The sequence below is a fragment of the Evansella tamaricis genome (assembly GCF_019042215.1).
GTDB classification, from domain to species: Bacteria; Bacillota; Bacilli; order Bacillales; family Salisediminibacteriaceae; genus Evansella; species Evansella tamaricis.
The window spans coordinates 17,358-39,331 of the sequence record NZ_JAHQCS010000107.1 but is presented as its reverse complement, the minus strand read 5'-3'; the positions used below and the strand labels follow the sequence as shown (position 1 = coordinate 39,331).

The window sequence follows — 21,974 nt, the reverse complement described above, 5'->3', positions numbered from 1 at the left end:
AAATACAGGAGTGATAGTAATGAAGGTACGTAAAGCGATAATTCCCGCTGCTGGTCTCGGCACTAGGTTTTTACCTGCAACAAAAGCACAGCCAAAGGAAATGCTCCCTATCGTGGACAAGCCGACGATTCAATACATTGTGGAAGAGGCCATCGCGTCTGGGATTGAAGATATTATTATTATTAGTGGCCGAAGTAAAAGGGCGATAGAGGATCACTTTGATAAATCGTATGAGTTGGAAGAAACATTGTTAAAGAAACAAAAAATGGCATTATTAAAAGAGGTTCAGGCTATTTCCAATATGGCCAATATTCACTATATTCGTCAGAAGGAAGCGAAAGGGTTAGGACACGCCATTGCCTGTGCTAGTCACTTTGTTGGTGATGAACCGTTCGCAGTATTGTTGGGTGACGATATCGTTCAGTCTGAAAAACCATGTTTAAAGCAGTTAATTGATGTGTTTGAAAGATATAATTCTTCTGTAGTTGGGGTGCAGCCTGTAGCGGATGAGGATGTATCTAAATACGGAATTGTTGCTCCAAAAACTACCGAGATTGAACCTGGAGTTATTCACGTTCAGGATTTAGTGGAAAAGCCAAAAATGGAAGAGGCCCCATCAAATTATGCGATTATGGGCCGCTATGTTTTACGGCCAGAAATCTTCCGTATTCTTGACGAACTGCCACCGGGAGCGGGAAATGAAATTCAATTGACCGATGCTATCAAAAAGTTAAACGAGGAGCAAATCGTTCTGGCATATGAATTCGCAGGGGAACGATACGATGTTGGGGATAAATTAGGCTTTGTGAAGGCGACTGTTGACTTTGCACTCCAACGGGAAGATTTAAAATACGATGTGATGGAATATTTAGATGAAGTTTCTAAAAAGTTTTTAACAAACAAATAAACAAATAACTAAATTAATTAAGTTAACTTTCGGATTTGCGAGATGAAAATTCCGGCAATCCGCCATAAAATCCCTTTCCCAATTAAATTTGGGAAGGGGATTTTTGTATCGATAAAAAAGTTTTACTATTGGCGCCAAGTTACTGGCTTTACTTGCCGCCGCGAAAGCGGAAAAGGATTCCATTTGTTTCCGAAAGGATATCCCACAGTCGTTGTCGAAATGAGTATTATTCTGACATTTGCTTATTTGAAAAAAATCAAAGCCATCCATCTATGAGTGGATGTTGGATACTATAATTTCATGGCATGCAGGGGGATGAATTCATGACATCAGGTAAATTTGAGTTATGGTTAGACGAAAGTGGTGATTTTATAAAGGAAAGTGAAAAAAAGGGAACACCATCTATGGTTGGGGGAATATTGGTTAAACAAGCAACCATAAACGATACATGGCCTTCTTTGTTAGTGGAGCAAGCGAGACAAACTTACAATATTAATGAAAGGTACATACACGGAGCGGAAATTCACGGGGAAAAATATGGTGAAATGGCTGTAAAGCTCATTAAAGAAATTCAACAATACGGGGCAGAGCCCATCGTTTTTGAAAATCCTGAGAGGGTAGATATTGTCAGCAGTGACATGACCTATTTAAATATTCTTGCGGAGGGAATTATTCAACTGCTCCAAGCATTGGCAGCAGAGTTTGATGAAGTGGAGCTTGCTATCCTCGCTGCCAATCGAATTAAGGTGGATGGGAAAGAGGAACGAAAGATTACCATCCTCCTGAAGGATCAAGACTATAAGCAACGGTTAGAAGAAAAAATAGCGATTGGAATGGCGCGGAGAAATCTCTCCAATACCGAATCGTGGAATTGGTCATTTAAACTTGACTCCGCTAAAACGAATCCACGGCTTATGATAGCAGATGTTATCTGTCACTCTTGGTTTGTTCAAAACAGCAGGAAATTTACAGATAAGACAAGACAAGAACTAATATCCTATTATCAACCAGCCAATATTTTCTCTGTGTTTGAACATGCCACCGAATCTGCTATCCGCCGGTCACTTGCAAGTGGAGCAATTGGTGATGCGTTATTTGAATGGCTGGAAGCCAAAACAGAGAATCATTTTTACGAGACAGGGAGTAAAGAGAATGTAATCAGGCATGGAGAAAAGAAAGAAATCGACTTTGACCACTATCTCGACTTGATAACAAAGAAACTTTCCTCCCTTCCGGATTTTGTACAGCCAACCCAGTTGCTAATAGTGGAAAACAATCTAGAGTCCCTTGTATCCATTGAAAGAGACTTTGTCAGGGCGAGATATATGCTCGATGTTTTGAAACAGGAAGTGGCAGCGTCTCTCCGCAGATATCGTATCCAAGGGGACCAGTTTTTGTTTAGGACCCACTTAAACTTGCTGAAAACGGCTAATCACAGTGGAAATGTCATCTTAGCAGAAGAGCAAATGGGAGTGTGCCGGTCAGCCATGGACCAGTTGGCTGGAAGATGGGAAACGATCGATGATGTCTTGAATTTCCTTGTTTTAGAAGGGGTTCATCATATGAATACGTTTAATTTTAACGGTGCAATTACGAAAATGAATCAAGTTCAGCGATTTATCGACACGTCTTTTGATCTCCTTTCCATGAGTATGTTGGAAGATCTTTCCTTAATCACCGAGAATATAAAGTCTAATATTAAAGGGAAAGTTTTGGGGACGAGACTTCAAGCGAGGTGTTTTCAAGTCCGATATAATAAAGAGCAATTGGAACAGGCAGTCATTGATTCAGATAATGCCATACAAGAGTTTTCCCGTCCTGGGGATCTGAGCCGTCAGTATCAGTACCGTTCCCAACTGGAGTGTGAAGCGAAGAATCTGCACGGGGCACTGGCCTGGTTAGGGAAAGCATTTCAGGTGGAGTATGATAATGGACAACAGTTAGGGGAACTCTTACAGGCCATAAAGGGATCCCATTATATTAGTATCATTTTTGGAGCAATGCATTATTCGCGGGCAATGGCAGCAGCAGTGGATTGTGACGAGTTTTCGTTGGCAGAAAAAATGTATGGAGAATGGATAAAGAATGAGATGGATGATATCTTGTTTCCGAATGGGGAAGCAGTAAGTGAACATCCATATCAAATCATCCTGTGGAAACATGCGTATTATTTAGGGAAAACGAATAGCCTGAAAGCATCCATTGCTAAATACGATGAGGCTATAAAGATCTGTCATACAAGGCAAGAAAGATATACCATTCGGGCGATTGGCTTGGGAATTCAATGTGAGAAAGTTTCCGTTTTATTAGAGGGTGGTGCGAAGTTTTCCAAAGATGCCAGCAAGGAACTCAAACTTTTTTTGAAAAACTTTGAGCAGTTTATGGAAGAAGAGCTACCCGTGGAAATGAGGGACTTCTTCGAACCGTGGGAGGACACATTACAGCAGTTGGATTCCAGGTCTATTGAGGAGCAAAGGAACCAATTATTTATTCTATCACAAAAGATTCCTTACTAGAGATTGTCTGAAGGCTCGACCAAGAGAAGTTATTAGATGAAAAGTAGAGGTGTCATCCTTTGAGAATAAAAAAGATTCACCATGTGGCAGTAATCTGTTCTGATTACGAACGCTCAAAAGACTTTTATGTTCGTATCCTCGGGTTGAAACCGGTCAATGAGGTGTATCGCGAAGAACGTGGATCTTATAAGTTAGATTTGACGGTGAACGGGATGTACCAAATCGAATTGTTTTCCTTTCCAAATCCCCCAAAGCGACCGAGTTTTCCCGAGGCTGCAGGACTACGTCATTTAGCTTTCGAAGTGGATAGTGTCGAGGAAACGGTTGAGCATTTGATAGGCGAAGGAGTTCCTGTCGAGGAAGTCCGGATAGACCCTTCTACGCAAAAAAAGTTTACATTTTTCCCTGATCCAGACGGACTTCCCATCGAGATTTATGAAGCATAAAGGTGAGCGAAGCCCATAATCAAAAAAAGTGAAAATTGTTTCAAGCTTAGATGTTGTTTCCATACATAGTACTACTTCCTTCCTGAATAGATATAAATGTTGTCATCGCCAATAACGTTTTACATTAGTTGGACCGACAGAGAAAAAAGGTCCGAGAATGAGTTGAGTAAACCGTATTGGATAAGGTGACAGGGATTAAAAGGGAAGGGAGTAGGGGAATGAAACTAGGGAGGGTTTTGTTTGGGGTAATCTGTCTATGTTTGGCAGCTGTTCTGCCGGCGTGTGGGGAGGATCCAGTTCAAGAGGATATTTTGACTTACATGGATGAGCTGGAGCCGTTAATCACTCTAGAAGAGCAAATTGTATATGAGTTTGAGAGTGTTACTGGTGTGAATTCTGTAGATGATTGGACAACTTACATCCATATAGAAGACGTAGTAATTCCTTTGTATTTGGATTTTATAGACAGGTTAGAGGAAATCACACCAGCCACAAGGGAAGTACGGGATATTCATGAAATATATATTGAAGGTTCCAATCTTCAGTATAATGCCTTTTTAAAAATACTATCGGCAATTGAATACGGGAGTTATGACATGATCGGGGAATCCAATCAAATGCTTGCAGAGGCAAGGGCATTAATGCGAAACTATGTTAGTGAATTTGGACATTTAGCAGATGAACATGGTGTGGAATTTGAATAATATACTTACTCACCAAATGGAGAATCGGTTTTGAAATTCTATTGAAACGATAAAAGAGCAGTCGCATACATTTGTTATGCGCTTGCTCTATTTTTTTGGGTTCTTAGATCAATTAAAATTTAACTGAGGACAGAGTGCTATAATACGTCCTCAATAATACCGGACCATTTATCTACATAAAGACTACCATCTGACTGAAGTTGGGCGATAAGAACTTCTTTTAAATTGGTTACACCCTTTTTTTCTAGTTCTTCCATCAGCCAATTGGTCGAAAGATTCAGTTCGTTTAATGTCTCTTCTAAAATATCCCCTTCTATAACTAAAATGCGAGGTTCTTTTTCCGGTTTGGAATGGAGATCGTTGACAGTTGCATTACTTGCACTCTTCTTCTTCATCGCACTTAGATCCCCGGTAGTCTCCAGAACAGCTAATTGAATATCCCCAAGCTTAAAATTTCCTCCCTTTCTCAACAGAAGCATAATGTTATGAATGGTCATGTTTTCCTTCAGAAGTGCCTCTTCCCGGACTTTTCCATTTTCAATGATCACTGTCGGTCTGCTTTCAAATACTCTGCGAAAAAATAAATTTTTCCTGCTTAATATACTTTGAAGGACAGGAAGAACGCCCCATACTGCAGCAGCCACGAAGGCATTCACGGGGCGAATTTCCGGTTCAACAACAATACTTGCAGTGAAGTTTCCAATTGTAATGCCGACGATGTAATCGAAATAGGTCAGTTGTGACAACTGCTTTTTCCCCATCAGTCTCGTTAATATAAACAGGAAGAAGAAACTAAGCAATGCTTTGAGAACAAAAACGGAATCAATCATGAAATGGAAACCTCCATTAAAAATATTAACCTTATTATTGGACAAAATAGAAAAAATAAACAAAGGGGGAATTTGTTTGAAGGTTTTATCAAGTAAGTTTTCAAAAACAATGTTGACGATTTTAATAGTGGCGGTATTAAGCTGGACTCATACGATACTTGAAACAATGGACAATCCCCTTTCTAGACAAGTGGATAAAGTAGCTGCAGCGGTTGAATCAGAGGATTGGGATACAGCACGGACGGAAGTCATTGAGTTACGGGAACAATTTGAACGTAAACGGTGGATTTTAGAATTCTTTGGTCCTGTAGAACATGTCAGTGTCACGAGATACCACATTATCTCATCTATTCAGGCTATAGACGGTGAGCAGGATATAGAATCCAAGCAATTATTGGCTAAGATAAAAGGAAGATTGAATGAATTTATTATATTTTAACTATTTTCGTCACTGAGGAAGCATGGGGAAGGGAGAGTGTACTTTCCCATGCTTCCAGCCAATTCAATGTTTCTAAAGAGATAGAACGAACATCAATTAATAGTAAACATTTATTCTGACTTGTAAAATGACAAACCTTTTATTTTATTTATTGGAGAAATGGTATAAATAGATTCCCAATGGAGCATACTAGTTTACTAGATAGATCTTATGAGAGGTGGAATTCCTGTGAATACAGAAGTGATTTTACCGGAAGAACTTCCAGAGGATGTTAATGATTTTTTAGAGATGTTGTATGAGTTAGTATTAAAGGATTAATGCACGACTATATATTGATACTATCAAAAATATTGTTATATTATAACCGAGAATCGATAAGGTTCTTGGATTTTTTTTGTATTTTTCAAATACCATTACATTGATGAGGGACTGAAAAGGTGATGTTTTTCCACTATGCCAGTCACTCGAATCAATGAGCGTAGCTGTCACAATCTTTAAACGGATAAGGGCGGATTTTCCTATCAGTCAAGTGATGAGTGAAGTTATTGCCATACAAATAAAAGGCAGAGAAAAAGTTGATTTATCCATTTCAGTGCCCTCACATTTATATAGGCCTTTTTTCTTTAATATCTAAAAAAAGGATGTTAGTACTGTAATATTTAGTATAATTTACATATGTGTACTATTTCACAAGTGGAAAACTTGAAGCTACCACCAAGGAGTGTGAAGGGATAATGGAATATAAATTGACTAACAGTCGTGATGAAGAATATGTATTTGAAGGAAGATTACTAGATTCCACGTTGTTTTATCCAACAACTGGACGGGAAGGAAAGGAAATGGTCATACGGATATACCGAACGGCAGATGCCCATTACATGCTAGAGAAAAGAGAAGTGGAAAACCTTAGGGTCACAGATACGGTTATTTTTCGGACAGCATCTCAAAAGCAACTCACTCAACGTCTGGCATATTTTACAGAAGCGGAGGAGTGTAAACAACAATATATTGAAAAAATTCAACGTTTAATAGGGAAAAATCTAGTACTTTAAGAGACATTGGTGCTTAAGATTGTCTGAATGTATTTCAAAACATCCTCATCAAGATCGTTAGATCAACACAGTTATAAAGATTCCATTTTGTGAAGGAGAGGAATTTATTATGAGCATTTTGGATAACTACCATCACCTTTTTCCGGAAGAATCTGTTTCTGTAGTTCGTTGGGATAAACTGACGTATGAAACAGCAACCGTAATTTTTCCAATAGAGAAAGTTAAGAAACTCCACCGTGTCTTTCAAGATGTACCTCATGATCAAACGTTGGAACAACTTGGGTTCCGCAAAACGGCTGGGGTAAAATGGCATTCCTTGAGGTATTTTATCGATTCCTTACTTCTACAATCGGAAGGGGACTTCAACCAATCGTGTGTTCTGATTCATCACGACTTAATGAGTAACAATAACTATGACGAGGCCCCTTTAACCCTTTGGAGAAAGGTAATTATGGATATATTGGATCTACTGGATTCAGGGGAGTTATATGACGAGTCACTCCTGGATCTTCTAGATTAACTATTTTTTTTGGCAGACACAATAGCTTTTTTCAAACGGAGGGAAGAAGGAATGGGACGACATTTTAAATAACCTAGGAAGGTAAAAAGGAGGCAATTGTGATGGTATGGCAGGGTGAACAATTTTTTGATGAGAAAGTGTTACAACAGATAGATAACAAAGTAAACTTACATAAAGAAATAGATCACGTGAGAAGTAGCGCAGCGGCATGTTTAAATGTATTAGGAAGTCTAGGGTTATCTGGAAACGAAAAGGAACTCCTCCAATTTCTCAGGGCGGTTGGGGTGAATGCAACAGAGATAATCCCTTTTCCAACAGGCGTTAATATGGAAGGTGAAGTTTATGAAGATGAAGGAAATGTTGTGTTTGAATGGATCGGACCGAAAGAATCCCCTATCCATGAAGGGAAAGGGAAGAGGGGACAAAACAGGACGAGTGTGGATGCCTATATATTAACCGTAATAGATGGAAAAGTAACGCAGTTGCTTATTGAATGGAAGTATACTGAAAAATACAATAGCGGTGCTGTTCTGCGTAAATTCAGTGGAGCTTCAGGGATTGAAAGGTTAAGGAGATATTCCGATATACTTGCTAAACTAAGAATGGAGAAGGATCTCCCGTTTCAGCTAAGTGATACAGGACGTTTAGGTGTGGCTGATTTAGGATATGAACCGTTTTATCAACTCATGCGAATGACGTTGCTTGCAAGAATGATGAAGGGGAACCCCCTTCCATTAACAGAATCAATAACGGTGGAAGATTATAAGATCATCCACTTAAGTCATTCGAAAAACGATGATCACAATATTCTGCAGGAAAAACATCTCCGTTTTTCTCCAGGGTTACAAAAGTATGCTGGCCTCCCATTGCACGATGTCTGGAAAAACGTTGTTCTTTCCGATAGGGAAAAAGAACGGTTTATTGGTGCCTATTGGGATCTCGCTGTGGAATCATTGTCCCCAGGTCCACTGAAATCTTATTTGCAGGAAAGATATAGTACTTTTCCGTTATAATGCTCCGTCCATCGTAAAAGGCAAAAAAAAGAGTAGACTGGTATATATTTACTGTACTATGATGGGAAAGTGTTCTAATTCTACTATTATAAAATTCTATTTTTCAAAGGCGCTCGGATAGAAGACTTCAATCAAATCTGAGCTACAAAGAATACTATACAGAAGATAGCAACTCTCAGAGAGATGGTTTATGTAACGTTGTTTATGAAACCAGTTGGGCTCATTATCGTATGTATTATAAGTATTCCAACTTTTGAAAACGAAGGGACGTGTTTAGATGGACGAACGGCTGCAGCCGGTAGACAGAGCGGACCGGATTATAACATTAGATGTCATCCGCGGCTTTGCTTTACTTGGAATATTTTTAGTGAATATGGGTCTTTTCACTTCACCGGAAATTTTTATGACAGCTGGGGATGTAACGTTATTCGATGACCCCCTCAGCCAAATAGCATCCTGGTTTATCACGATTTTTGCCACAGGGAAGTTTTTCACCACTTTTTCCTTTTTGTTCGGACTTGGATTTTTTCTTTTCATGGACCGTGTGGCAGCAAAAGGTTTATCCGTCCCAAGAGTATACTCTAGGAGACTCCTTTTCCTTTTTGTTGTGGGACTAATCCATGGGGTTATCTTTTGGAGTGGTGATATTCTCCTTCCATATGCCATTGCCGGATTCTTTTTACTCCTTTTCCGGAAAAAAACGGTGGAATCAATCCGTAAATGGGCCATTGGTCTCTTTAGCAGTGTGTTAATTATTTTAGGATTTATGACGTACTTAAACGATGTTGTCGAAAATGTTTTTGATCCAGAAGGAACGATCAGCGGGTATTATGTGGAGTTGGTGAATACTGCAATTGATGTTTACCAACACGGCAGTTTTATGGAGATTCTATCGTTCCGTATGGCAGAAGAAGTACCTCTTATTATGATGAATCTATTATTCACGGTGCCGATGGTATTATCTATCTTTTTATTTGGTTTATATGTGGGGAAAAAAGGTGTCCTCACGGATATTCAAGCGTTTTTACCGTGGATCCGCGGCATATGGAAAAAAAGTTTTGTTTATGGATTTATCTTGACTGCCCTTCACGTGATTTTATTGGCCGAAATCTTTGTTGTTCCTGCATATTTCCATGGTGCGGTTGTGGAAGTAATAGGATTAGTATCCGGTCTTATTATCAGTTTCTTCTACATCTCATCCATAACATTATTGTGTCAACAAAAAGAATGGCTAGCGAGATTACATGTTTTAGCCCCTGTTGGCCAAATGGCGTTAACGAATTATTTATTACAGACGTTCCTGAGTATATTAATTTTTAACGGATACGGATTAGGCTTTTATGGGAATGTTAACCCCGCTGCAGGTATATTGATAACCGTTGGTATCTTTGTCATTCAGATTTTCCTTAGTAAGCTATGGTTGAGCAAGTACCGATTCGGACCGGCAGAAAGAGTTTGGAGATCCTTTACTTATAAAGGGATTAAAAGTTAGTCATTATAATAAGCTTAATCATTTTTCGGAGAGGTGCTGCTTAGGTGCGGCACCTCTTTGTGTTGTTTGAGAGTGTTCATTCCCACGGTTCTTGGATTATCCTTGTCAAGAATATATCATTTCAGTCATACACTTCATATTCCTTTAACTCACATTTACAGAGATTAAAAAGAGCTTTATATGGGATTAATAGTTTATTGCTATTGTTAGTCATGGAGTAGAAATAATCCACATGATTATCAACATAGAAATCCTCTACAGAGAAAATCACCGTCACTTTAGAGAAATTATATCTCACTTTTTTAACTATGGAGGGGATCGAATGAACCATATTGAACTACAGCATCTTAGCAAGAGTTACGACCAAAGTTCCTTTGCTGTTGAGGACGTTACAGTGTCCATTGAACAGGGAGAGTTTTTTATCCTGGTTGGTCCATCTGGTTGTGGGAAGAGTACCATGCTGCGAATGATTGCAGGTTTGGAAAAAATCAGTGCAGGAAAACTATACATTGATCATCAATTAGCCAATCATTTACTACCTAGTCAAAGGAATTTGTCTATGGTTTTCCAAAACTATGCCCTGTATCCCCATTTGAATGTGGAAGAGAATATTTTATTTGGTTTGAAAGTTCGCAAAATTAAAAAAACAGTTCAAAGGCAAAGGTGTGAAGAGGCTGCAGCCTTATTAGGATTAACAGATTATTTGAAACGGAAACCGCGGGAGTTATCAGGGGGCCAACGGCAAAGGGTGGCTTTGGCAAGAGCGGTTGTTAGCGAAGCACCGATTTGTCTGATGGATGAACCCCTTTCCAATCTTGATGCTAAATTAAGAGGGCAGATGCGTACAGAGATCCGCCAACTGCAAAGGAAATTGGGAATCACGATGATTTATGTGACACATGACCAAGTGGAAGCCATGACGATGGGAGACAGAATCATGGTAATGAAAGATGGGAAGGTGCAGCAGGTTGGCACACCACTGGAAATTTATAATAAACCGAAAAATTTATTTGTGGCTACGTTTATTGGGGCGCCGCCGATGAATATTGCCAAAGCAGAGGTAGATCGTTTAAACAAACAACTAATTCTAAAAAATGAAATAGTCATTACATTAACGGAGGAACAACTGTTTTCTCTTAAAAGTGACATTGTTTACATAGGTGTACGACCAGAACAAATGGCATATGGAAAGGGTTCCAATCGAGATGCTCACCTCAACGTATCCCTATCTAACATTGAGGTCCTTGGAAATGAGACATTACTGGCATTTAATGTGGGAGATGATATTTGGAAGGCAAAGTGGCTTGGACAGTGGCCTTTGGATATTAATAAACGGACGGAGATTTCATTTCCTAAAGAACAGCTTTATCTATTTGATGGAAAAACAGAGGAAACACTCTTCTCACCCGTATGGAATGAGAATGTTTTGAAGGAGGTTCTCGCCGGTGAATCTCGTTGAGGTGAAAGCTCAAGGTCAGCAGGAAGCAACACTGGAAGCAGAACGGGTTCGGGAGATTATCGCAGAAAAACAGGTAATTAGCCATCAGAATGTATGGAGAAAAACCACTAATATTCGGTTGGCAATTCTTTATCTCCTGCCATCCATTATCCTATTTTCCGTTTTTCTCTTTTACCCCATGTTTAAAACAGTCTACTTAAGTTTTTTCTTGACGGATGCCAGAGGAGCAGCAGCGGTATTTGTTGGTCTTGAAAACTACCTTTATTTGCTCCAATCGGCCAGATTCCAAAAGAGTATGGTTTCAACAAGTCTCTTCGTGTTATATACCGTACCAACAAGTGTTATCATTGGCTTATTTTTAGCGTTGATTGCCAATGAAAAACTCCGAGGTATTGGATTTTTTCGGACAATCTTTTCTTCAACGATGGGGATGTCCGTTGCAGCATCTGCTGTGATTTGGCTGTTTTTATTTCATCCGACGGTTGGGATCATTAATAATTTTCTTGGGCTGTTTGGAATTCCAGCGGTAGGGTGGCTACTTGACCCCACATGGGCGCTGATTTCCATTGCCATCACAACCATTTGGATGAATCTTGGATTCTCGTTTCTCATTATATTAGGTGGACTTCAAAATATAGATACACATCTCTATGAAAGTGCCAATATTGACGGGGCAGGTTATTTTTATCAATTACGACGTATTACTGTTCCTATGCTATCACCAACCTTATTTTTCATTATCACCATTACTTTTATTAACTCGTTTCAATCCTTTGGTCAGGTAGATATTTTAACCCGAGGTGGCCCGGCAGAGTCCACGAACCTCATTGTTTATTCTATTTATCAAGATGCATTTATAAACTATCAATTTGGAACAGCTAGTGCCCAGGCAGTCATTTTATTTCTTATCGTATTCGTCCTGACATTCCTACAATTTAAATTTGGGGAAAGGAAGGTGCATTATCAGTGAGAAAAAGAATCCGGCCAATTATTTTCTATTTGTTGCTCGCATTGTCCGCTATCCTTATCTTTTTCCCGATTTTGTTCGCTTTTTTTGTGAGCTTTATGAACGGGGCTGAGGTGCTGAGTAGGGCAGTGTTTCCATCCACCTTTGAGTTTGATAATTACGAAAGGGTGTTTGGAACTGTTCCATTAATGCATTATTTAAAAAATAGTTTTATCGTATCGAGCATTGTGATGCTTGGACAACTAGTCGTTTGTTCTTTATCTGCATTTGTGTTTGCTTTTATTCCGTTTAAAGGGCGGACCGTTGTATTCCTGATATTTATCTCCACTTTAATGATTCCTTGGGAAGCGGCAATGATTCCAAACTTTTTAACGATTCAAAGTTTGGGGTGGATGAATTCTTACTTGAGTATGACGGTTCCTTTTTTCGCATTAGCATTCGGAACATTCCTCCTTAGACAGCATTTTAAAACAATTCCTCATGAACTCTATGAGGCTTCACAAATAGAGGGGTTATCCCGATTTCAATTTTTTTACAAGGTCGTCATTCCTTATGCAAAAACTAGTTTGGTGACTCTTGGTATTTACGGATTTTTAACCACATGGAACATGTATTTATGGCCACTGCTAGTGACAACAAATGACATGAAGCGAACCGTACAAATCGGTTTGAAGCAATTGCAGACAGTGGAAGTATCTACAGAATGGGGTGTGGTAATGGCAGGTGTTGTGATCGTTATCCTTCCAACTTTAATCTTATTGTTTGTAGGTCAAAAGCAGCTTCAAAAGGGCCTTACACAAGGGGCACTTAAATAAAAAGGAGAGAGAATTCATGTTAAAAAAATTATCTTTGTTGTTAATCGTTGTGATGTTTGCAGGAGTGTTTGCAGCATGTTCCGCAGAGGAGACTGATTCTGCTGAGGCGGGGGAAGACCAAAATCAAGAAGAAAATAACAGTGATAATTCAAATGATGATTCTTCCGATGCTGGAGAAGAAACAGACGTTGCTCCTGGGGAAAAAATCTCTGTAGAGTTTTGGCACGGAATGGGTGGAGGACTTGGGGAAGCACTTGATGCCTTAGTAGATCAATATAACTCCTCTCAGGATAACGTGGAAATTGTGTCTGAATATCAAGGATCTTATGAAGAACTGTTAACAAAGTTTCGTAGTGTTGGTGGAACCAGTGATTCTCCAGGACTTGTCCAAGTATTTGAAGTGGGTACAAAATATATGATTGATTCTGGTTATATTACTCCAGTTCAAGATTGGATTGATAAGGATAATTATGATGTGTCCCAGTTAGAAGGAAATATTTTAAGTTATTATACTGTAGATGGTGATTTGTATTCCATGCCATTTAACTCATCTACACCGGCACTTCTTTATAATAAAGATGCCTTTGAAGAAGTTGGATTAGATCCAGAAAATCCCCCAACGACTTTTTCCGAAATTAAAGAAGCGGCAGAAAAGCTGACTACTGATGATCGATATGGATTCTCTATTTTAGGACATGGATGGTTTTTTGAGCAATTATTATCGACACAAGGTGCAGATTATGTGAACAATGATAATGGTCGATCTGATGTGGCAACAGAAGCAATTTTTAATGGAGAAGAGGGTCTTCGTGCCTTTCAATGGATTAACGAAATGAATGAAGCAGGTACTTTTGGCTACTTCGGAACAAACTGGGATGATATTCGTGCAGCCTTCCAAGCTGGACAAGTGGCTATGTACTTAGATTCTTCAGCAGGAACAAGAGGGACAGTGGATAACGCAACATTTGAAGTTGGCTCTGGTTTTGTACCATATGCAGATGAGGTAGAGCGAAATGGAGTTATCATTGGTGGAGGATCTATCTGGATGGCAAACGGTATCTCTGAAGAGGAACAGGCAGCAGCTTTTGATTTTATGAAATACCTTCAAACTCCAAAAGTTCAAGCAGAATGGCATTTAGCGACAGGGTACTTTGCAATCAATCCGGCCGCATATGATGAATCCATTGTTTCTGAGGTACATGAAGAATACCCGCAGTTACTTGTTCCAATTGAACAACTTCAGGCTACTTTACCAGGTACTGCAACACAAGGAGCATTAATTTCCGTATTCCCTGAATCTCGCCAATTAGTTGTAACTGCGCTTGAGAACATGCTTCAAGGTATGGACCCTAAAGAAGCATTAGATCAAGCAGTAGAAGGAACAAACAGAGCAATTGAAATTGCAAACCGAACATCAGGAAACTAATCGAACTAAAAAAACTTGAGATCATTCTATTCTGAAATGTGCGGGCATTGTCCCGCACATTTTTAACGTTTTAAACTCCTTGTATACTCTTATTTTATCAGTGTAGTAGTCATTTTATCGGTGTGGTAAATCTCACTATTTTCCATACAGGAGAACTGCCTTTTTTGTAGAATAATGTATAGATGTGCAAATTTTAAAAAATGAAGCTAGTTGGATTCAAACCAATCAAAAGGGGATTATCATACAGATGAGAAAGAGTAATATAACCTTCCAATATCATTTTATTGCTGAAGGATCCATGGTAAGTAAAGAAGAACGTAATGGAAAATTGCATTTTGTCATTCGGTCAAAAAAAACAGAAGAATCTTTTCCAACAGAGAATACCGTAATCTTAGACGTTGGAAATCAGTTGATTGATGGAGTAATAGACCATCATCATCTTAAAAATGGAGTGACTTTCAATAATCAAAAGCCAAAAAGTACAACAGCGATTGTTAAGGCATGTCCCAGTTTGCTAAAAACGGTTTGTGAATATGCCGATCGAGCCAATACGACAGATAGACAAGTTCCTAACGATGTCAGTACTGATCAAAAGAGCGAGTCTAAAATTACTATTATTGTTCATCGATCTCCAGATTTTGATTGTTTTGCCTCAGCTTATCTTGTCCAGGAATATATAGAGAACCGTAGTTTTCCAGAATTTACAGATGAGATGGTGGAGTATGCCAATAAGATTGATTCTGGAGAGATGCTTTTAAATCCAGAGATGGTCATATCTCCTTATACATTAACGCTATTTATTGGCGAGATAACAAGAAAAGCCTGTAAAGGGAATCCGAAAATCATGTATAACCAAGAGATGATGAAACGTGGACAAAACCTTATTCACTATTTATTCATTCGAATGAAAGAATTGAGTCCGACGGAAAACAGTCTATACAGCCCAACTATTCTTGGGGATGATCATCCTTTACAGGAAGAAGCTACCGAAGTGGTTAATGATTTTGCCAATTATAAAAAAGACAGAGATAATCCAAAAGTATGTGAAGTACGACAAATGCCCCTACCAAGTAAAAACCACGTTAATACGGTTTCAGAAGTGGATGGATTGTTTTGGAATACTGTACCAACCTGTTCCTTACATAAGTTATGGGCAAGAATTGACCCTGAATCCCCTTCTGGAAAAGGATTTGTGTTTACCTTTATCCCTGGAAAAGTCGATGAAGAAAATAGTGAAGAAGTGGAAGTAGGACAGAGTGTGAGTATCAGTAAAGTGACGATCTCAGTGAATCCCATTAGTGATGCTGTCCTGACTAACATGGGGAAGTATTTAGAGTATGCAGAAGTGGAAGAAGAGATCAAGCAATTCGGAAAAGATAATGTATCCGAATGGCGCACGAGGGAAGAATTTCGATATCCAGAAGAGTGGTGTACGAACGGTGATCCATGGTATGACGGTCGCGGACATGATTTCACAATCATAGAATCTCCACGGACTGGGAGTCTTCTCTCTACGGAAAGGATTAAAGAGATTACGATTCAATACACGAAGCCGATGGTGAAAAAGAATTTTAGCCGTGTTCTTTTTCCATTTGAATTTAATCATAAAGAATATCAAAAAAAATACAAACAGCTACAAAAAAATAAGGAACTACAAAGAGTAGATTTCATGGAACAGAAGGAGCGGGTGGAGTACTTTCGCCCTTATATCCAAAAGTATTTATTCGGGGCAGGTAACGGAATAGATCAGGAAAAAGATGAGTATTGTTGTGAATTTTCCTATCAACAAATGGAAGATCATTACCTCTGTTTTAAGGAGAGTGATCAGAGAAAGATCATTGATCTTCATTTTTTCAACGGGAGCGGTCCTATTAAAGAATCCAGAGAAACAATTTCAAAGATTGATAATGCCCATATTATTCTCTTTAAATATGGAATCGGGTTTTTAGTTGTGGACACAGAGATCGTAACAGAAGCAAATAAGGACATCCCGATGGAGATAGTGGTGGACACAAACCGTGCCCTTTCAGATGATAGAATAGGAAAGAAGAGGCTGACAACCTTTTTCGAGGAGAAAATTAACGGTCAAATCGATCTTTCAAATGCGGAAAAAGGATTAATATATACGAATGTTTTACTCGATCCTAGCAGTTATTTTGAATCATCAAAGCAAGAAATACTTTATAAGTTATGTAGTAATACTAGTTGGGGTCTGCCGTTTCAACAGGAGAATAAGCGGATGAAAGAGACATTGGAAAAAATGTTTTATGACTACAATGATTATGCTGTTTACGGATTCAGCAAAAATGGTAGCGCCCTAATGATCGTGGATCAAACGGACTCTCGTACTCCGGCATATAAAAAGAAGCTAATGAAAGAAGAGACAGAACAGTTAATGTCGGAGTTTAAAACCGTAAACTTTGATATTTTCCTTATGGTACTCCATCAGCGGTATTGTCTCATGAACTTTTCTAAACAGTTATCAAAACTCGGAACTGGCCGGTACGTGAAGGAAGTCAGTTACTTAAGGGATATTCTATTGGAGTTCATCGTTCAAGGGTGGTTTAGTCAGATCACAAATGATGAGATTGGAATGGAAAAATATAAAAAGTGGAATGAGATTTTTGAAACGGAGAGCCTGCATGATGAAGTGCTAGATCAGGTGTCAACGATAGACGACTATCATAAGTCAAGATTTTCCAAGCGAGTGGAAGTGGTTTCAGCCCTATTCTTGCCGCTCGTAACGTTAAATGTATTTATGGGTATCGGATTTATCCGGATTGAGGCATTCTCCACTTTTTTAGCCCCGGAAGGTGGAACAACCTTAGAAAATTGGCTTACACTTGGTGGGGCTGTACTCTTGACATTTATCCCACTTTATATTTATTTAATGTACACGAAGAAAAACAGAGTGTGGTTGTGGTTTAAATGGTTATTTAAGCCTAAGTTCAATCGAAAAACAGTCCACCGAAAACAAGCTATTAAAGAAACGAATAAAACATATGATGCATAGAACATAAACCAGGTGCCAGGCACTTGTCGAATCCGACAAGTGTCTGGCACTGATTTTTGCCTTTCTAAGCACCTGTCTCCATGTTGTTAACTAATCTTGAAATGATTGGTTGGCCATCCCAAACCACTTTACTAAGGGCTTTTCTTGCTACCACTTCTTCTTCCTCCAGCAATAAAAAGAAATTCTTCGTTGGGAGTTCTCCCAAACCATGTTTTTCACATAAACGATCGAGGTACTTGCGCATGGATGCCGTATAGCTCGACTGATTAGTTCCGCCAGCGGAAAACTCATATAAGACATTAGCCACAGGACTCCGCTTCACCTGATATACATTTGCCACACGCAAAAAGAAATCCCAATCCCAGTAATTTTTTACTTCCATATCAAAGTAACCAATTGTTTCATGAATCTTCCGGCGGTATAGACAACCAGATGGCACAAACGTGGAGAACTTTTTCATTGCGTCCAAATCGTATTGATAGGCAAACAAGAATCGGTTTGTAACATAACGCACATGATCCTTCACTTTATAATCCACGATCTCCACGTCAGAATAAACAAAGTCACAGTCCTCGATAGCCTCAACCATTGTTTCAATATGGGTATCTAAGATGATGTCATCGTCATCGATAAGCATGATTAATTCTCCATTTGCTTGGGCTACTCCTGTATTTCTTGCAAACACGTGATGCTGATTTTCAGGTAAATTAACAATGGTTATATTTAATTCGCTGTAAAGATCTCTTATAATATCTACCATTTCCCCTGCGTCGTTAACGATAATTACTTCGAAGTTTTGATAGGCTTGTCTGCTCAACGCTTCTATCAGTTCAGCTAAAGGATACAAACGGTTAAAGGTAGGAATAACAATGGAAACTAAAGGTTTCGTGTTCATCAGACCCTCCAATATGAAATCAATTTTTTTGAAAGAGAGGAAGTCGCATCGTTCAGTCGGTCAAAATCGAGGTGACATAAATGCGCTTGCGCTTTTCTTAAAAGATAAGAAAATATAAGTTTTTGCACCTTCGGGCATTGTCTAGCTCCATCGCCTACTCGCTGCGGGGCACTTCGGAAGTGACAACTGAAGTCAAAGAGCGGACTTCAGGTTGTCATTCCTCCACTGCCCTACGCTCGTGTTCATAGGCGCTTGCGCTTTTCTTATTGTCTAGCTCCAGCGCCTACGGGCTCGGATCACTTCAGGCAGGCTACTACCTGAGTTGCATCCTTGCTGCCTTGCGACGAGTAATCGCAGGAGCACAAGGAAGCCAAAAAGCGGCTTCTGTCAACTCTTCTTCGAGTATGCTATCCAACGAGGAAATCTTCACGAATATGCTTCGAGTTGCCTCGACGGATACGCATCCTAGAAAAGCTAGAAGAGGAAGAGGCAGTGACTTTCGCCCGTGACCAAGGCGCTTGCGCTTTTCTTATAAATCCTGCTGGGAAAGCCATTCCGTTACTTGCGATTTTTCAGACTCTGTTAATTGGAAGTTAGGAGAATCGCAGCCTTCTTCCTGCAAAATAATTTGTAAAGGCTGTTTATCTTGATTCAAGATAACTAAAATTTCTGGATCTATGATATCTTGCGGAAGCATTTCCGAGGAGAAAGTGATAAAGCAGTGAATCCACTGCTGCACCTTTAATCTTTCTTTGAGACGGAAATTCGTTAGTGTTATTTCAGCGTATGATTCTGCATTTATATCGATCATTGTGCGGCACTCCTTTAACGATACTGAATTAAATTATGCAATGACAGTTCACTTTGGCAGGAATGTTATCTTATAGATTTTCCTGAGTGGAAAACGTATTGTTTTAACGATTGTATTTATTTTAAAACAATTCTTTTCATTAATCGAGATAATTGTGGTGGATAGCAACGCAATGCTGAAAAGTAAAATAAATGCATAAGTCGAATAGACTTGATTTATATATTAATTTCAGAATGCCTGTGAGAAATGACGATCATTTATAAGGAGAGTTTCTTTTTAAAAGAAAGCTCTGTTATCGTTCAATGTTGATTTTTGCGAAATTCACTCCCTTTCCGCGGGCGGTTCGGGAGCCTCCTCGGTGTTTCACACCTTGCGGGGTCTCCCCTGAACTCGCTTTTCCCGCAGGAGTGTCGTAAATTTCGCTAAAAATCATCCTGTTAAAAAATCAACATTAGCCTTTAACATAGCCTAAAAGAAAAAGAATGTATATGTTTTGGCACCTTCGGGCATTTTCGAAAAAAATTCTTCAGATACTATCAAACCTCGGACTATCTTTATATGAACATATCCCCTTCAAAGTAATAACTCTGAAAAATTTTAATAAGTATGTCTTATGGACAATGTTTTAGCAAAAGTTCTCAGATCATTAATCTAATTCCTCGAGCTAAAATACCTCTTGATGTTTTGGAAGGAGGGGACAATGGACCGATATCAGGAATACAATGAAAATAAACGAATTCGTATACAACAGTACATGTCAATCTACTTATTAGGATTTCTATTCATCATAACGTTTTTATTTGGATTCCACGGCTATTATTCATTCCCTTCCATGAATACATCCTCTGCACTGTATTCAACAATACGTTTATTTTTGTTTAATTTCGATATCCCAGATGGAAGTGGAATTGCGCCGCCAATCACTTTGGAAATAGCAAAATGGACTGGCGTGGCAGCTACGAATTTATTAGTCTTTCAACTCCTATTTAAGACATTCAGCGACTTTATGAAAAGACATTACACTACATTTTTCGGGAAGCATACAATTATTATCGGTTTAAATCAATACTCCTATCTTCTGGCGATTGACCTTATCAAGAAAAAACAAAACGTAATCATGGTTGCTGAAGAAGATGAGAAATCTTCCTTAAAAATGAAACTGACTAATAATGGTGCTGTCGTTGTATCAGGGGATCCATTGAATTATACTATCCTTCAAAAAGTCCGTTTAACCCGTTGTCGTACAGTTGTACTGTTCACTTTTAATGATGATTTTAACATGGAGCTTTTATACCGAATATCCATTTTGTTGCATAAGGAAAAAAGAATAGCTGATCTAGAAAAAAATTGTTCGATTCATGTTCATCTGAATGATATTCATATGAAATTTTTGTTTGATCGTGATGTGACGGAAGTGGAAGAACTCCATTCATTCAATCAGAATGGTCAAGTTCATTTCTTTAATCTTTATGAGATAAAAGCCAGAAAATTGTTTCATGATTATCCACTCTTTTCACAGGACTTAAAAAATGAGGGTGAGGGTAAATTACCGACGTATAAACCTCATATTCTAGTAATCGGTTTTAACGATCTGGCAAAAAAAATAGTCCTGCAAGCAGCCAAGATTGCCTATTATCCATCAGGAGAAAAACTGAAAATCACGATTGTTGATCGTCACACGAAGAATAACGCTACTAATTTACGTCTCCAATATCCTAATATTGATAAGGTGTGTGAAGTCCATTTTATCGATTGGAATTTAAGAGAGGCGTCCTATGAAAACGCGACAGGGGAACTTCACGATGTTACGTATTGTGTTACTTGTATGAGGAATAAGGAGTTTGATTATGTAAATGGACTCCAACTAATAAAACAGTTAAATATCCAGGAAATTTATATTTATAAGCCGGAATATTTTTACACTAGTGTGACACATTTCTTAAAGGATTTACGTGGTATATCTCACATAAAAGAATTTGGAAACATGAATGATATTGCCACAGAAGATGTCATCATTAAACAGAAACTAGATGAGGTAGCAAAATGGAGTTACAGGATTCAAACAAGGACTATAAATAACAAGGGAAATATTCGTGTAGCATCACACTCCCGTTTTGACCGGAGAAAAATAAGGTGGGGCCAAAAAATAAGGACAGTGAATAATAGTGACCGTAAAGAATTAACGCCAGGAGTGTGGGAACATTTAACTCATGAATATAAAGCAGCAACCATCTCTAAAGGGGACTTTTATCCAATTATTCTTCATTTACTTCATTTGAAAGCAGTTCCAATGGATGATATTAGTCCGTCTCACTCCATTGTTACGAGAGGGTTATATCGAGAGATTTGCAGAGAACAACTGGACCTGTTAGCAAAATTACTGCATGCCCAATGGAAAGCCGTTCATCATTTAAATGGATGGGTCGGGGCGAGTACGGCGTTACTTAATTCCCAAGTATCCAACGCATCTAAAGGAAAGAGGGATACAATAAAAGCAAAGTCCTTCTCCAATTCTCCCGATCCTGCGTTAGTTCGATGGGATAAATTAAATAAGTTGTCTGAAATAACAGGAATTCAATATAAAGAGTCTTACCGAAATGAAGTTCTTGCCATCGTCGATGTTTACGATTTGGCAGGTTATGAACTAGTTGAACGCTATGAATCTTAGG

General features: G+C 38.8%; 18 protein-coding genes. 15 read left to right on the top strand and 3 right to left on the bottom strand.

Translation table 11 applies throughout. The features are described from left to right. The first annotated feature begins 19 nt into the window (after positions 1-19). From galU to KS419_RS13155, 4 genes are all read left to right on the top strand, one after another. Positions 20-907: a UTP--glucose-1-phosphate uridylyltransferase GalU gene (gene galU / locus KS419_RS13170; RefSeq protein WP_217066870.1), complete on the top strand. Its 888-nt coding sequence runs from the start codon at positions 20-22 to the stop codon at positions 905-907. A 323-nt stretch (positions 908-1,230) separates the two neighbouring features. Next, positions 1,231-3,423 carry a hypothetical protein gene (locus KS419_RS13165; RefSeq protein WP_217066869.1) on the top strand — a complete coding sequence of 731 codons (2,193 nt, stop codon included), beginning with the start codon at positions 1,231-1,233 and terminating at the stop codon, positions 3,421-3,423. A 59-nt stretch (positions 3,424-3,482) separates the two neighbouring features. After that, complete coding sequence (gene gloA2, locus KS419_RS13160; RefSeq protein WP_217066868.1) at positions 3,483-3,869, top strand: SMU1112c/YaeR family gloxylase I-like metalloprotein; 387 nt, start codon at positions 3,483-3,485, stop codon at positions 3,867-3,869. Between the two features lie 218 nt (positions 3,870-4,087). Next, positions 4,088-4,573, top strand: coding sequence for a hypothetical protein (locus KS419_RS13155; RefSeq protein WP_217066867.1), 486 nt, complete (start codon positions 4,088-4,090; stop codon positions 4,571-4,573). A gap of 137 nt (positions 4,574-4,710) precedes the next feature. On the opposite strand, the gene KS419_RS13150 is transcribed toward KS419_RS13155, so the two are convergent. Beyond that, positions 4,711-5,403: a YetF domain-containing protein gene (locus KS419_RS13150; RefSeq protein ID WP_217066866.1), complete on the bottom strand. Its 693-nt coding sequence runs from the start codon at positions 5,401-5,403 to the stop codon at positions 4,711-4,713. Positions 5,404-5,479: 76 nt separating this feature from the next. On the opposite strand from KS419_RS13150, the gene KS419_RS13145 reads away from it, so the two are divergent. The 10 genes from KS419_RS13145 to KS419_RS13100 all read left to right on the top strand — a co-directional run bounded on the left by KS419_RS13145 (position 5,480) and on the right by KS419_RS13100 (position 17,599). Continuing rightward, positions 5,480-5,842 (top strand): hypothetical protein, encoded by a 363-nt coding sequence (locus KS419_RS13145; RefSeq protein ID WP_217066865.1) that lies wholly within the window; start codon positions 5,480-5,482, stop codon positions 5,840-5,842. Between the two features lie 734 nt (positions 5,843-6,576). Beyond that, positions 6,577-6,894, top strand: coding sequence for a hypothetical protein (locus tag KS419_RS13140; RefSeq protein ID WP_217066864.1), 318 nt, complete (start codon positions 6,577-6,579; stop codon positions 6,892-6,894). A 109-nt stretch (positions 6,895-7,003) separates the two neighbouring features. Continuing rightward, on the top strand, positions 7,004-7,414 hold the full coding sequence (locus KS419_RS13135) for a hypothetical protein (protein WP_217066863.1): 411 nt from the start codon (positions 7,004-7,006) through the stop codon (positions 7,412-7,414). Between the two features lie 101 nt (positions 7,415-7,515). Then, entirely contained in the window at positions 7,516-8,427 is a 912-nt protein-coding gene (locus tag KS419_RS13130) for a PGN_0703 family putative restriction endonuclease (RefSeq protein ID WP_217066862.1), read from the top strand. A gap of 277 nt (positions 8,428-8,704) precedes the next feature. Next, a complete protein-coding gene (locus KS419_RS13125; RefSeq protein WP_217066861.1) occupies positions 8,705-9,919 on the top strand; it encodes a DUF418 domain-containing protein in 1,215 nt (404 codons plus the stop codon). 322 nt (positions 9,920-10,241) lie between these two features. After that, positions 10,242-11,378 (top strand): ABC transporter ATP-binding protein, encoded by a 1,137-nt coding sequence (locus tag KS419_RS13120; protein WP_217066860.1) that lies wholly within the window; start codon positions 10,242-10,244, stop codon positions 11,376-11,378. 76 nt (positions 11,379-11,454) lie between these two features. Continuing rightward, entirely contained in the window at positions 11,455-12,348 is an 894-nt protein-coding gene (locus KS419_RS13115) for a carbohydrate ABC transporter permease (RefSeq protein WP_380086397.1), read from the top strand. Further along, entirely contained in the window at positions 12,345-13,160 is an 816-nt protein-coding gene (locus KS419_RS13110; protein ID WP_217066859.1) for a carbohydrate ABC transporter permease, read from the top strand. Before KS419_RS13115 ends, KS419_RS13110 begins: the two co-directional genes overlap by 4 nt. A 16-nt stretch (positions 13,161-13,176) precedes the next feature. Beyond that, complete coding sequence (locus tag KS419_RS13105; protein ID WP_246594006.1) at positions 13,177-14,586, top strand: ABC transporter substrate-binding protein; 1,410 nt, start codon at positions 13,177-13,179, stop codon at positions 14,584-14,586. Positions 14,587-14,833: 247 nt separating this feature from the next. Continuing rightward, on the top strand, positions 14,834-17,599 hold the full coding sequence (locus KS419_RS13100; RefSeq protein ID WP_217066858.1) for a hypothetical protein: 2,766 nt from the start codon (positions 14,834-14,836) through the stop codon (positions 17,597-17,599). 64 nt (positions 17,600-17,663) lie between these two features. Here KS419_RS13100 and KS419_RS13095 read toward each other — a convergent pair whose 3' ends face one another. Together KS419_RS13095 and KS419_RS13090 are read right to left on the bottom strand one after the other, a co-directional pair. Continuing rightward, positions 17,664-18,494 carry a glycosyltransferase family 2 protein gene (locus tag KS419_RS13095; protein ID WP_217066857.1) on the bottom strand — a complete coding sequence of 277 codons (831 nt, stop codon included), beginning with the start codon at positions 18,492-18,494 and terminating at the stop codon, positions 17,664-17,666. Between the two features lie 529 nt (positions 18,495-19,023). Next, entirely contained in the window at positions 19,024-19,305 is a 282-nt protein-coding gene (locus KS419_RS13090; RefSeq protein ID WP_217066856.1) for a hypothetical protein, read from the bottom strand. Positions 19,306-20,005: 700 nt separating this feature from the next. Between KS419_RS13090 and KS419_RS13085 the strand changes: the two genes are divergently transcribed. After that, complete coding sequence (locus KS419_RS13085) at positions 20,006-21,973, top strand: NAD-binding protein (RefSeq protein ID WP_217066855.1); 1,968 nt, start codon at positions 20,006-20,008, stop codon at positions 21,971-21,973. Position 21,974 lies beyond the last annotated feature (1 nt).